This is a genomic window from Streptomyces aurantiacus (genome assembly GCF_001418335.1).
Classification (GTDB): Bacteria; Actinomycetota; Actinomycetes; order Streptomycetales; family Streptomycetaceae; genus Streptomyces; species Streptomyces aurantiacus.
In genome coordinates this window covers 94,091-107,331 of record NZ_LIPP01000036.1, presented here as the reverse complement: position 1 = coordinate 107,331, position 13,241 = coordinate 94,091, and the positions used below count along the sequence as shown (strand labels likewise).

At 70.8% G+C, this 13,241-nt stretch carries 12 protein-coding genes; 2 read left to right on the top strand and 10 right to left on the bottom strand.

Translation table 11 applies throughout. The features are described from left to right. Positions 1 to 66: 66 nt before the first annotated feature. On the bottom strand, positions 67 to 699 hold the full coding sequence (locus AOK01_RS05955; RefSeq protein WP_055509153.1) for an NADPH-dependent F420 reductase: 633 nt from the start codon (positions 697 to 699) through the stop codon (positions 67 to 69). Positions 700 to 988: 289 nt separating this feature from the next. On the opposite strand from AOK01_RS05955, the gene AOK01_RS05950 reads away from it, so the two are divergent. Continuing rightward, positions 989 to 1,900, top strand: a complete 912-nt coding sequence (locus AOK01_RS05950; RefSeq protein WP_055509151.1) for a LysR family transcriptional regulator — start codon at positions 989 to 991, stop codon at positions 1,898 to 1,900. A gap of 149 nt (positions 1,901 to 2,049) precedes the next feature. Here the strand turns inward: AOK01_RS05950 and AOK01_RS05945 are convergent, their stop codons facing one another. The 9 genes from AOK01_RS05945 to AOK01_RS05905 form a co-directional block, all read right to left on the bottom strand. After that, positions 2,050 to 2,985: an aldehyde dehydrogenase family protein gene (locus AOK01_RS05945; protein WP_055509149.1), complete on the bottom strand. Its 936-nt coding sequence runs from the start codon at positions 2,983 to 2,985 to the stop codon at positions 2,050 to 2,052. Next, entirely contained in the window at positions 2,978 to 4,465 is a 1,488-nt protein-coding gene (locus AOK01_RS05940) for an aldehyde dehydrogenase family protein (protein ID WP_079103185.1), read from the bottom strand. Before AOK01_RS05940 ends, AOK01_RS05945 begins: the two co-directional genes overlap by 8 nt. Positions 4,466 to 4,481: 16 nt before the next feature. Beyond that, entirely contained in the window at positions 4,482 to 5,393 is a 912-nt protein-coding gene (deoC, locus tag AOK01_RS05935) for a deoxyribose-phosphate aldolase (RefSeq protein WP_245702126.1), read from the bottom strand. Positions 5,394 to 5,448: 55 nt separating this feature from the next. Further along, positions 5,449 to 6,468 (bottom strand): ABC transporter permease, encoded by a 1,020-nt coding sequence (locus AOK01_RS05930; protein ID WP_079103184.1) that lies wholly within the window; start codon positions 6,466 to 6,468, stop codon positions 5,449 to 5,451. Next, positions 6,465 to 8,096, bottom strand: a complete 1,632-nt coding sequence (locus AOK01_RS05925; protein ID WP_245702123.1) for a sugar ABC transporter ATP-binding protein — start codon at positions 8,094 to 8,096, stop codon at positions 6,465 to 6,467. The genes AOK01_RS05930 and AOK01_RS05925 overlap by 4 nt, the downstream gene beginning before the upstream one ends. Before the next feature lie 35 nt (positions 8,097 to 8,131). Next, positions 8,132 to 9,094, bottom strand: coding sequence for a sugar-binding transcriptional regulator (locus tag AOK01_RS05920; protein WP_055509144.1), 963 nt, complete (start codon positions 9,092 to 9,094; stop codon positions 8,132 to 8,134). A gap of 26 nt (positions 9,095 to 9,120) precedes the next feature. After that, positions 9,121 to 10,632 carry an FGGY-family carbohydrate kinase gene (locus AOK01_RS05915; RefSeq protein WP_055509142.1) on the bottom strand — a complete coding sequence of 504 codons (1,512 nt, stop codon included), beginning with the start codon at positions 10,630 to 10,632 and terminating at the stop codon, positions 9,121 to 9,123. After that, positions 10,629 to 11,690 (bottom strand): galactitol-1-phosphate 5-dehydrogenase, encoded by a 1,062-nt coding sequence (locus tag AOK01_RS05910; protein WP_055509140.1) that lies wholly within the window; start codon positions 11,688 to 11,690, stop codon positions 10,629 to 10,631. The genes AOK01_RS05915 and AOK01_RS05910 overlap by 4 nt, the downstream gene beginning before the upstream one ends. A gap of 71 nt (positions 11,691 to 11,761) precedes the next feature. After that, positions 11,762 to 12,757, bottom strand: coding sequence for a substrate-binding domain-containing protein (locus AOK01_RS05905; RefSeq protein WP_055509138.1), 996 nt, complete (start codon positions 12,755 to 12,757; stop codon positions 11,762 to 11,764). Positions 12,758 to 12,883: 126 nt separating this feature from the next. On the opposite strand from AOK01_RS05905, the gene AOK01_RS05900 reads away from it, so the two are divergent. Beyond that, a complete protein-coding gene (locus AOK01_RS05900) occupies positions 12,884 to 13,132 on the top strand; it encodes a hypothetical protein (protein WP_055509136.1) in 249 nt (82 codons plus the stop codon). Positions 13,133 to 13,241 lie beyond the last annotated feature (109 nt).

Here is a 13,241-nt window from a genome sequence, read left to right as displayed (position 1 = left end):
GCTGTTCTTCTCGTGCCGCGGATCGACTGGTGGGATGGGGCGCGAGAAGTGGTGGTGCGGGTGCGCTCAGCTGAGAAGGGTGATGCCGAGGGAGAAGTTGGTGTGCTTGACGGAGTGGGTCATGAGGCCCAGCTCCAGCAGGCCGACGTTCTCCAGGGCCCGCGCCATGGGCAGCTTCCCGGTGTCCATCGGGCGCAGTCCCAGGCTCTCGATGAACGCCGACACGCGTGCCTTCGCCTCCGCGTCGTCGCCGGCGATGAACACGTCCAATGGGCGACCTTCGGCCGGGCCGGCCGCCAGGACATGGGAGAACAGCGTGTTGAACGCCTTGACGACATGCGCGCCGGCGGGAGCGGCCTTGGCGATCTCCTGCGCGCCGGAACTGCCCTCGGGGGTGACAAAGCCCTGGAGATCGGGGGCGACGGGGTTGGTGACGTCGATGATGACCTTGCCCTGCAGTGCGTCCCCGTACTCGCTCACCACCGCCGCCGCGCCGGCGTACGGCAGGGCGAGAACAACGATGTCCCCGGCCGGGACGGCGCCGGCCGTCCCGACAGTGGCGCCGCTGAGCGCGGCGGCCAATTCCTTGGCCTTGGCCGGGTCGCGACCGATGATCTCGACGGCGTTGCCGCCGGCCAGCGCCCGGCCGGCCAGAGCGCCGGCCATGTTTCCCAGGCCGATAATGCTGATACTGCTCATTGGTACGCCTGCTTTCTGAAGCTGGATAGGACGCCGTGCCCACCCCGTCGTTGTTGACGGCTGCGACGTCGGCGTTGACGTCGACGAATGGCGTGATGGGCCGCGCTCAATTCCTTATGTGCCCATTCTGGGCCTGGGCCCTGCTATCGAGTTTCGACGTCGAATTCTTGTGCCGAATTCGCTTCGGCCCCATCAGGTACTTATTCAGATTGCCATTGGCCTGAGTGGGTGTCCAAGACTTCTTTTAGGCGTGGTGATACCCTGAAGGCATCACCGATCGGGAGGCGCCATGGATCTGGACCTGCGCAAACTGCGTTACTTCGTCGCAGTGGCCGACCAGTTGCACTTCGGCCGCGCCGCCGATGAGTTGCATATCGCGCAGCCGGTGCTCAGCCGGCAGATCCGCGCGCTCGAACAGGATCTCGCCGCCCCGCTGTTCACGAGGGATCGCCACGGCGTAGCACTGACCGACGCGGGCCGACAACTGCTGGCCGACGCCGGTCCGCTGCTCGCCTCCGCACACGCGGCCCGCCACCGCGTTTCCGTGGCCGCGCGGGGCAGCCGGCGGCTGATGATCGGCTTCCGGGCCGGCATCGCGGTCGCCCCGGCCGCGCGGGCGTTCGAGGCCCGGCACCCGGACGTTCTGGTGGACGTGCAGCGGATCGAGGGGGACGACCAGGCCCCGATGCTGCTCGACGGCCGCATCGACGTCGGCTATGTGCGACTGCCCATCGACGAGGCCGGCCTGCGCGTCATCCCGCTGTACGCCGAGCCGCGGGTGGCGGTGCTGCCCGCCGGCCACCGGTTGGCCGGCAAGGAGGAGGTCACCCAGGCCGACCTGGCCGGCGAACCGCTGGTCTGGCATGCCGACCCGAGCACACAGCCCACCAGGCGCCCGCACCCCAACGCCGGGTACCGGGTGCGCGGGGTGGACGAGACGCTCGAACATGTCGCGTCCGGCCGGGGCATCTCGTTCCTGGCCCGTTCGGCGACCGTGTTCTACACACATCCGGACGTCGTCTATGTGCCCATCCCGGACCTGGCGCCCGACCAGGTGTGCCTCGCGGTGGCGGCATCACGCACCTCGCCGGTGGTCGACGACTTCTTCACCGCGGCCCAGGCGACGGCCGAGATCACGGCAGAATGTGGAAACTATGAAATGTGGCAGCTTGGAATCGATGCCGTTTCAAAGCACGGTTGAGCAGTCCGACTGACAACAGCAGCGCCAACCGGGGCACGCGGCCACAGCCATGGCGAAGGAATTGAGCTCGGGGCCGGAGGCGATGTTGCCCACCACAGTTCGGCAGGCTCGGCGAGAACGGTCCGCTCTCGGGACGCACCTCGGGCTGTTCAGCGGCCGACGGTCTGCCAGACGGTCTTCGTCTCCAGGAACGGTGTGATCCGGGCCAGGCCCGGCAGCGCGTGCCAGTCCGGGAACGGTTCCGGGCGCAGCACCCGGGTGAGGGTGGCCGCCGCCGCGGTCTCCAGTTGTGTGGCAAGGTCTCCCGCTCCGGCCAGGTCGAGTGCGTTGACGTCGGCGTGCGCGGCCAGGGTCGGGGCGAGCTCGGCGGTGCGACCGGTGAGGATGTTGACGACCCCGCCGGGCAGGTCCGAGGTCGCGAGTGCTTCGGCGAGGGTGACGGCGGGAAGCGGGGCGCGTTCGCTCGCCACCACGACCGCGGTGTTGCCCGCGGCGATCACCGGAGCGAGGACCGAGACCAGTCCGAGCAGGGGTGAGTCCTGGGGGGCGAGGACCGCGACGACGCCCGTGGGCTCCGGGGACGAGTTGTTCTCGTACGGTCCCGACACCGGATTGCCCCCGCCCAGGACCTGCGCGATCTTGTCGGTCCATCCCGCGTAGTAGACCCAGCGGTCGATCGCGGCGGAGACGAGGTCCTGCGCCGGGGCCTCGTCGATGCCCTGCGCGTCGACGGTCTCCTGGACGAAGTGGGCGCGGCGGCCCTCCATCATCTCGGCGATGCGGTAGAGGATCTGCCCCCGGAGCTGGGCCGACCGCGCAGCCCAGGGACCGAACGCGGAGCGCGCCGCGACGACGGCGTCCCTGGCGTCCTTGCGCGAGGCGAGCGCGGCGTTGGCCAGATGGGCGCCGTCCGATGAGGTCACGGGGATGCTCCTGCCCGACTCGGAGCGGGGGAAGGCGCCGCCCAGGTAGAGCTTGTAGGTCTTGTGCACCGGCAGCCGTCGGGACACCGGAGCCGGAGCCGTCGCCGGTGCCGGAGCCGGAGCCGTCGATGCGGGTTCGGGTGCCGTGGCCGTGTCAGCCATTGAGGTACGCCTCCAGTCCGTGCCGTCCGCCTTCGCGCCCGTAACCGGACTCGCGGTAACCGCCGAAGGGGCTCGTGGGATCGAATTTGTTGAAGGTGTTGGACCAGATCACTCCGGCGCGCAGCCGGTTCGCGGTCCAGGGGATTCTGCCGGCCTTCTCCGTCCAGATGCCCGCGGAGAGACCGTACGGGGTGTTGTTGGCCTTTTCGACGGCCTCTTCCGGGGTGCGGAAGGTCAGGACGGAGAGCACCGGGCCGAAGATCTCCTCGCGTGCGATGCGGTGTGCCTGGGTGATCCCGGTGAAGACGGTGGGCGCGAACCAGTAGCCGCGGGAGGGCAGTTCGCAGGGCGGGGACCACTGCTCGCCTCCCTCGTCCCGGCCGGCCTCGGCGAGGTCCTGGATACGGGCCAGCTGGGCGGCGGAGTTGATGGCGCCGATGTCGGTGTTCTTGTCCAGCGGGTCGCCGAGCCTCAGCCTGGCCACCCGTTCCTTGAGCCGGTGCATGACTTCTTCGGCGACGGACTCCTGGACCAGCAGGCGGGACCCGGCGCAGCACACGTGTCCCTGGTTGAAGAAGATCCCTGTGACGATGCCTTCCACCGCCTGGTCGATTGCCGCGTCTGAGTAGACGATGTTGGCGCCCTTGCCGCCGAGTTCCAGCGTGGCCCGCTTGGGCGTGCCGGCGAGGGTCCTGGCGATCTCCCGGCCCACCTCGGTGGAGCCGGTGAACGCCACCTTGTCCACGCCGGGGTGGGCGACGAGCGCCCGGCCGGTGGCACCCGCGCCGGTGACGATGTTGACGACGCCCGGCGGCAGTTCGGCCTCCTGGCAGATCTCGGCGAAGGCCAGGGCGGTCAGCGGGGTGGTCTCCGCGGGTTTGAGGACCACGGTGTTGCCCGCCGCGAGCGCCGGGGCGATCTTCCAGGCGAGCATCAGCAGCGGGAAGTTCCACGGGATGACCTGGGCCGCGACGCCGAGAGGCCGCGGTGCGGGGACGCCCGGCGACACGAAGGGGAGTTTGTCGGCCCAGCCCGCGTAGTAGAAGAAGTGCGCGGCCGCAAGCGGGATGTCGACGTCCCGGGTCTCCTTGATGGGTTTGCCGTTGTCGAGGGACTCCAGCACGGCGAGTTCGCGGGCCCGGTCCTGGATGATCCGGCTGATCCGGTAGAGGTACTTGCCACGCTCGGAGGGGCTGGTCCGGGACCAGACGCCGTCGTAGGCGCGGCGGGCCGCGGCCACGGCGCGGTCCAGGTCCGCCTCGGTGGCGACGCTCACCTCGGCGAGCTTCTCCTCGTCGGCCGGGTTGACGCTGACCAGGGTCTTTTCGCCCGGTTCGGTGAACTCGCCGTCGATGAAGTGTCCGTAGGCGGCCCGCAGGGAGACCACGGCCCGCGATTCGGGCGCAGGGGCGTAGAGGAGGGCTCCGGGCCCGGATTCCTGCGGGGTGGAGACGGTGTGGGGCGTGGGGCGGTCGGACATGTGTGCCTGATCCCTTTCAGTCCGCGGAGTAGTAGTCAGGACCGGGGTACGTGCCGGTCGTCAGCTTCGCCCGCTGCATCAGCAGGTCGTTGAGCAGGCTGGACGCGCCGATGCGGAACCAGTGGGGGTCGAGCCAGTCGGGGCCGGCCGTCTCGTTCACCATCACGAGGTTGCGTATGGCGTCCTTGGTGGTGCGGATGCCGCCGGCGGGTTTGACGCCGACCTGGCGGCCGGTCTCGGCGCGGAAGTCGCGGACCGCCTGGAGCATGACGAGGGTGACGGCGGGGGTCGCGGCGGGCGAGACCTTGCCGGTGGACGTCTTGATGAAGTCGGCGCCGGCGTGCATGGCCAGCCAGGACGCACGGCGTACGGCGTCGTACCCGGCCAGTTCGCCGGTCTCCAGGATGACCTTCAGATGGGCCGGGGGGCCGTCGGACCGGTCGCAGGCCTCTTTGACGGCGACGATCTCGTCGTAGACCTTGCGGTAGTCGCCGGCGAGGAAGGCTCCCCTGTCGATCACCATGTCGATCTCGGTGGCGCCGTCGGCGACCGCGTACCGGGTGTCGAGCAGGCGTACCTCCAGCGGTGCGCGTCCCGCGGGAAAGGCGGAGGCGACGGAGGCGACGCCCACCGGGGTGGACTCCAGGGCGCGTACCGCGACGCGGACGAGGTCGGGGTAGACACAGACGGCGGCCACCGGCGGGACCGTTCGGTCGGTGGGGTCCGGCAGCAGTGCCTTCGTGCACAGGGCGCGCACCTTGCCGGGGGTGTCGGCGCCCTCCAGGGTCGTCAGGTCGACCATGCTGATGGCGAGATCGATGGCGCGTGCCTTGGCGGTCGTCTTGACCGAGCGGGTCGCCAGGTCGGCCACGCGGGCGTGGACGCCCGCCTCGTCGACGCCGGGCAGGGAGTCCAGGAGGGCACGCAGCGCGGCGTTGCTGTGTGCGGGGGCCGAGGGTGCCCGGGTGGCGGGACCGGTGGTGTCAGGCACGGGAACCTCGCTTCTCTATGAGCATGTTGAGGATGAGCGCGACCACGAGGATCAGTCCGGTGACGACCATCTGGAAGAAGGAGCCGAGGCCCATCAGATTGCAGAGATTGCGCAGCACGGACAGCAGCAGGACGGCGACGAAGGTGCCCATCACGCCACCGCGTCCGCCGAAGAGGTTGGTGCCGCCGAGGACGACGGCGGCGATGGCGTCCAGTTCGAGGCCGTTGAACGCGGTGGGCTGGCCGATGGTGAGGCGTGAGGTGAGCAGGACCCCGGCGAGGGCGGAGAGCGCGCCGGAGATGGCGAAGACCGCGGTGATCACGCCGCGCACCGGCAGTCCGGAGAGTCGTGCGGCCTCCTTGTTGCTGCCCACGGCGTAGATGTACTCGCCGAACGTGGTCCCGCGCAGCAGCAGCCCGGCGGCGACGGCGACCGCGACGAAGATCAGGCCGACGATGGGCACGTAACCGACGAATCCGCCGCCGAGGAGCTGGAAGGCGTGCGGGATCTCGCCCCCGGCCGGCTCGCCGTCGGTCAGCAGGTAGGTCAGGCCGCGGATGGCGGTGAGTCCGGCGAGGGTGGTCATGAACGCGGGCAGTGAGAGGTAGGCGGAGAGTCCGCCCATGACGGCGCCGAAGAGGGCGCCCGCGGCCAGGCTCACCCCGATGGCCAGGACGAAGTTGATGTCGTGGTCGATCAGGAGGGCGACGGTCATGCCGCCGAAGGCGGCGACGCTGCCCACCGAGAGGTCGATCCCGGCGGTGAGGATGACGAGGGTCATCCCGACGGCGACGATGCCCGTGAGCGCGGACTGCTGCAGCAGGTTGGACATGTTGCGGACGGTGAGGAACTCGGGGGCGAGCAGGCTCGCGACCACACACAGCGCCAGGAAGACGAGTACCAGGTTGAACCTGACGACGAGGTCGGCGCCCCGCCACCGGGGCGAGGGCGGCCTCGGACCGCTGTCGCCGGAGGCGGATTTCGGGTCGGCCACCGTGGTGGATGTGCTCATGAGGATGCTCCAGGGGGTGTCGCTCCGATGGATGTCGCACCGGTGGATGTCGCACCGGTGGACGTGGCACCGGTGGGTGCCGCGCCGGCAGATGCCGCGCCAGTGGGTGCCGCACCGGTGATGACGGCGTGCGCGATGGTGTTCTCGTCGGTGGTGCGAGGGTCGAAGCAGGCCACGTTGCGGCCTTCGTGCAGGACCCAGACGCGGTCGGCGTTGGCGGTCAGTTCGCTCAGTTCGCTGCTGGCCAGCAGGACGGCCACGCCCTGGTCGGCGAGGTGGCGGACCTGGCGGTAGAGGTCGGCCTTGGCGCCGACGTCCAGGCCGCGGGTCGGTTCGTCGAGCAGCAGGACCCGTATGTCGCCCCGGGTGATCCACTTGGCCAGCACGACCTTCTGCTGGTTGCCGCCGGAGAGCTTGCCGACCGGCTGGTCCGGTGACGAGCACCGCACGCCGAGATCGGTGATGACGGGTGCGGCGAGCCGGCGGCCGAGGCGTCGGGGGAACAGCCAGGGCGGGCGGGTCAGTGCGGTGACGGCGGCGTTGCGGGCGACGGACAGCTCCAGCATCAGCCCCTGTTCCTTGCGGCTCTCCGGGACGAGGGCCAGACCGGCCCGTACCGCGGCGGCGGGGCTGCGCAACCGCAGGTCCTTGCCGTCGACGGACGCGGAGACGGTGGCTCGGGTGTCCGCGAACAGGGCTTTGAGGAGAGTGGTGCGGCCGGCGCCGCCGAGCCCCGCGAGGCCCACGATCTCGCCCGCCCGGACCTCGATGCCCTTGATGTCGATCAGCCCGGGGCTCCGGGCGGAACGGATCTCCAGGAGGGGCGGGCCGTCGGGCCGGGGCCGGTCGGTGGTCCTGACGAGTTCCCGGTTCTCACCGATCATGTCGGCGACCAGTTCGTCGGCCGTCGTGGTGGCCAGGTCCCGGACGGCGACCGAGCGGCCGTCGCGCATCACGGTGGCGCGGTCGCCGATCTCCATGACCTCGTCCAGGCGGTGCGAGATGTAGATGACGGAGCGGCCCTGTGCGGTGAGGGAGCGGATCACGTCGAACACCGTGCGCAGATCGCTCTCGCCGAGGGTGGCGGAGGGCTCGTCCATGACGATGAGACGGGCGTCGGCCGTGAGCGCCCTGGCGATCGCGGTGAGCTGCTGTGCCGCGATGGGCAGGGCGCGGACGGGCGTGTGGACGGAGAAGTTCCCGCCGACCCGGGCGATGGCGGCCCTGGCCAGTTCGGCGCGCTCCTTGCGGCGTACGACGGGGCCCCAGGACGGGGCGTGGCCGAGCAGCAGGTTCTGGGCGACCGTCAGGTCGGGTACGAGGTCCAGTTCCTGGTAGATCACGGCGATGCCGGCGGCAAGGCCCGCCTGCGGTCCTGCGAGAGTGACCGGCTCGCCGTCGAGCAGGATCTCGCCCGCGTCCGGCCGGTAGGAGCCGGCCAGGATCTTCATCAGGGTGCTCTTGCCCGCTCCGTTCTCACCGAGCAGGCAATGGACCTCCCCGGGGCGTACGACCAGGTCGGCGCCGTCGTTGGCAAGGGTGCCGGGGAAGCGTTTGACGATGCCGCGCATGATCAGCCGCGGTGTGTCCCCGCCGGCGGGCCGGGCATCGGTGTCGTGCGGGCTCACGGCTCCTTCTTTCTGGCTCTCCTGGCCCTCCGTGCTCACAGCTCCTCCCGCTGGTGCGTGGTGAGCAGGTGGGACGCGGTGTGCTGATCGGTGACGAGGGTGTTGCACAGGCCGCTGGAGACCACGGCCGCGCACACGGCGTGTTTCGCGCTGCCGGAGACGACGGCGACGGAGACGGCGCTGTTGCGCAGGTGCTCCAGCGGGAGTCCCAGGGTGCGGTCGTCGAGCGGCTGGTCGACGATGGCTCCGCGGGCGTCGATGAAGCGGCCCGCGACATCACCGACGGCTCCGGCGGCGGCCAGCGACGCCAGGTCGTCGGCGGTCAGGTATCCGGAGCTGACCAGCACCGAGTCGGCTCCTATCCCGCCGGGGCTGAAGAGCACGGTGTCCGCGGCGGCGGCCTGGTCGAGGACGTCGGCGACCGCGCTGTCCTGCTCCAGGAGCCGGCGGGTGGTCTCCTGCTCCACGATGGACGGCACCGGCAGGACGCTGAGGGTGCCCTGCGCGAGGTGGGCGATCCGGCCCGCCATGTCCTGGGCGGAGGTGGGGGTGCGGGAGCGGCTGAGGCCTCCGTTGATCTGGACGACATGGACACCGCCGGCCCAGCCGGGCTGGAGGCGCGCGGCGAGCAGGTCGAGGGTGCGGCCCCAGGAGACACCCAGCTGGCGCGGTGACGGGTTCAGACGGGTGAGGTAGTCGGCGCCGGCCTCGGCGACCCGGGCGCGCAGCCGCTCGTCGTCCGCGCGGTCGGCGGCGACCACGACGGCGTCGCGCAGCCCGAAGGCGTCGCGCAGCCGTTCCTCCAGGCTGCGCATACGGGCCTTGGGGTGGACGACCTCGATCCGTACGATCCCCGCCTCCCGGGCCTCGGCCAGCAGCCGGCCCACCTTCCAGCGGGTGAAGTGGAGTTCCTCCCCGATCTGTTCCTGCGTGCGGTTCTGTTCGTAGTACAGGGAGGCGACCTGGTAGAGCAGGGCCTCGTCCTCGATGTTGGTCATCCGGACCTCCTTGTCCGACGGCCGGGTCAGCCGGTGTGGCGGTCCGGTGCGCTGAGCCGGTGGGCGATCTCGCGGGTGGCCTCGGTGGCGGCCCGGTAGTCCTCGTATCCCTGTTCGAAAGCCGCGCGGTGGGAAGAGTCCGGTTCGACGACCGTCACGCGCGGGGCGAAGCCCGCGGCGGCCTCGGCGAGGGAGGCGGCCTGTCCTGCCCCGGTGGCGGCGGTGACCGCGCAGGCCCGCAGGGTGAGGTTGCCCTCGGCGACCAGCAGCAGCGGGCGGCCGAGGACGTCCGCGGTGGTGCGCAGCCACAGCGGGTTGTGCCGGATGCCTCCGGAGACGAACACCTCGTCGACCGGTACGCCGCCGTCGACGAACGAGTCGAGGACCTGGCGGGTGCCGTAGGCGACGCCTTCGACGGCGGCCCGGTAGACCTCCTCGGGACGGCTGCCGAGGGTCAGTCCGAGAACGGCGCCGCGGAGCCGGGGGTCGCGCAGCGGTGTGCGGTTGCCCATGAAGTAGTCGAGGACCATCAGCCCGTGCGCGCCGGGCGGCAGTGCCGCGGCCTCCTTGATGAGTCCGGGCAGCTCCGCGCGGGGCCGGCCGAGGAGTTGTTCACCGGCCCAGGTGAGCACGGACCCCGAGGTGACCTGCCCTCCCTCGACCAGCCACCGGCCGGTGTTGAGCGCGTCCGGGTAGGGGCCCCAGACGGTGGGCGGGTAGACGGGTTCGTCGATCTCCGTGACGAAGGCGGTGGAGGTGCCGCACACGACCGACACCCGGCCGGCCCGCGCACCGCCGACGGCGAGCAGCGACAGGTGTGCGTCGATGCCGCCGGCGCTGACCACGGCCCCGCCGGTGAGGCCGAGCTCGTCGCGGGCGCCGGCCTGCACGGGGGCGACGGGGTCGCCGACCGGAACGATACGGCCGGGGAGTTTGTCCCGGAGGTCGGGGACGCCCAGGTCCGCGTAGAGGTCGTCGGGGAGCCCGGCGCCGCGCGGGTCGTAGTTCCACTTGCAGACGGCGTTCATCCGCGATCCGGTCCACTCGCCGGTGAGGCGCCAGACGAGGTAGTCGACCGCCTCGGTGATGTGGGCGGCTGCGCGGTAGACGTCCGGCTGGTGCCGGGCCAGCCACATGGCCTTCGGCACGAGCCACTCGACCGCGTCGGAGCCGCCCGCGTAGCGCAGGACCGGGTGGTCCGAGGCGGCTGTCAGCGCGGACTCCGCGCTGGCCCGGCTGTCCATCCACAGCAGTGCGGGACGCAGCGGCCGTCCGGCCTCGTCCAGTACGGCGACGGTGGACGCGGTGGTGGCGACGGCGACGCCGGCCACCGGGGGCGAGCCCGCCTCGGTGAGGGCGGCGCGGGTGGCCGTGACCACGGCGCGCCACCAGTCCTCGGGGTTCTGCTCGGCCCAGCCGGGGCGCGGGAAGGAGGTGGCGTAACCGCTCTGGCTCAGCGCGAGTTCCGCACCGTCGGCGCTGTACACGGCCACCCGGGCGCTCTCGGTGCCCAGGTCGATGGCGAGAAGCGCGCTCATGGACGGTCTCCGTTCGGCAGGAAGAGAACCTTGGAACTGAAGATGGACCGCTCGCCGAGTTGGTGCAGGGTGGCGGAGACGTCGTCGAGACCCAGCTCGTGAGTGATCATGAACTTCCAGCGGAGGCTGCCGTCACCCATGGCGCGGGCAGCGGTGCGCCACTCGTCGCCGGGAAACGGTGCGGAGAAGGAGTTCCAGGCGCCGTGCAGGGTGACCTCGCGGCGCAGGAAGTTGCTGAAGGTGGCCTTGGGCAGGACGACGGGATCGTGCGGGATGCCGATGAAGACGGCCTGCCCGTGCCGGGCGGTGAGGGAGACCGCCTGGTCGGCCGTGGCCGGCACACCGGCGGACTCGATGACGACGTCGTAGCCCTGGCCGGCGAGTTCGGTGGCCCGCTCGGCGGTGGTGGCGGTGTGGGTGGCGCCGGCCTCCATGGCCATCGCGGCCTTCTCCTCGCTGACGTCGATGGAGAGCACCTCGTGCGCGCCGCTGAGCAGGGCCCACTGGACGGCGAACAGGCCGATGGGTCCCGCGCCGACGACGGCGACCCGGTGGCCGGCCCGCAGCTTGGTGCGCCAGATGGCGTGCAGGGCGATGGCGGCCGGATCGAGCATCGCGGCGGCGCGCGGGTCGAGGTCGGCGGGCAGCACCATCAGATTGCCCTCGGGAACCGTCACGTACTCGGCGTAGGCGCCGGCCCGCCGACTGCCGAAGTAGTCGTAGTCCTCGCAGAGGCTGAAGTGTCCCTGGGTGCAGGGGGCGCAGCGGCGGCAGGGAATCAGCGGCGGGACGGCCACGAGGTCGCCCTCCTTGACCGTGCCGGCCGCCGCGAGCTCCGCGCCGAGCGCCACCACGTACCCGGAGAACTCGTGGCCACAGATCAGCGGGAGGTGGTAAGCCCCTCCGGGGCGCAGCATCCTGGGTATGTCGGAGCCGCAGACCCCGCATGCGGCGACCCGGACGAGCGCCTCCCGGGGCGCGGGCACCGGTACGGGCACCTCCTCGACGCGGATGTCGCCCGGGGCGTGCAGCAGGGCGGCTCGCATGGTGTGCGGCATGTTCGTATCGCTCTCTCGGGGTGGGGGCGAGGCCGGTTTCCGGCCTGCGGCGTGCGGCGGGCTGCTCGGGGCTACTTCTTGCCCGCGAGGGCGAACGTGGTGGACCCGCTGTACGTGGCGGCGTTGCCGGTGTCGATCAGACCGGTTCCGGCGTCGACCTCGGCGGAGACCTTCTTGCCCGCCTGGGCGTCCAGCGCGGTCTGTACGGCGGTGGCGCCGAGGGAGATCGGGTCGTTGAGCGCGGTCGCGATGTAGGGGCCGTCGGCGGCGATGGACTTCACGGCCTCCATCAGTCCGTCGACACCGGCGACCTTGACGTCGGTGCGGTTGTTCTCCTTGAGCACCTGGAGCGCGCCGAGGGCCATGTCGTCGTTGTGCGCGTAGACGGCCTTGACGTCGGGGTTGGTCTGGATGAGGTCCTGCATGGCGGTGACGGCCTTGGCGCGGATGTAGTCGCAGTAGGGTCCCGCCACGATCTTGATCTTGCTGTTGGCGGCCACGGCCTCGTGGAACCCGGCGCTGCGGTCGCGGGCGACGGCGCCGCCCGCGTCCCCCTTGATCTCGATGATCTTGCCGCCCTTGGCGCCCAGGGCCTTGACGACCTCGGCGCCCACGAGGCGGCCCATCTCCTTGTTGTCGCGTCCGACATGGGCGACGGCTCCGGAGGGCACCGGACGGTCGACGGTGACGACGGGGATCCCCGCCGCGTCGGCGGCGGCCAGGCCTGCCTTGACGCCCTTGGGGTCGACGGGGTTGACCAGCAGCACGTCGACACCGCGGGTGATGAGGTCCTGGATGTCGTTGTTCTGCTTCGTCACGTCGTCGCCCGCGTCGGCGAAGTTGAGCTTGGCACCGGCCTTCTTGGCGGCCTGCTCGGCACCGGTGCGGAGCTGCACGTAGAACGGCGACTGCTGGGTCGCCTGGCTGAAGCCGATGGACAGGCCGTCCGAGGCCGCCTTCTTGCCGCCGCTGTCCGAGCCGCCCGGGGTGGTCGAGACGGAGCACGCGGTGAGCGATACAAGAGTGGATGCCGTGATAAAGATCCCGAAGATGCGCTTGGTACGCATATGGGCCTCCTGAAGTGGTCCTGGCGACGGACAGTAGATCCAGAATTAACTTCACGGCAACACATGCAGATTTTTTTGCTCTCATGAGCACGGCCTGGTGAGCGACGGTGGTCGAACGATCGCTCGGTGAGGCGGGGCCGGCCGGCGGCGACAGTCGTCGTCACCGACCGCGCGATCCTGATCGTGGGCCGCGGCAGGGTCCAGCGCCTCCTGCGCGACTTCTGGTTCGGCAAGCCGACCGGGCTGTACCACATGGTCGAACTCGACCGTACGTACAAGGTGCACCGGCAGTGGTACTCGGAGATCACCCTTGCCGACGAGGCACTGCGTGACATGCAGGCCCGCGGCAACCCGCCGGAGAGCGACCAGCGCTGAACCACGCCGGGTGCGGCCCGGTTCGAGGGACCGTGATCACACGGCGGGTGCGAGGGCGTCGCGGTAGCGGACCGCATGAACCCGTGGGTGCTCGCGCTGAGTGTGGTGG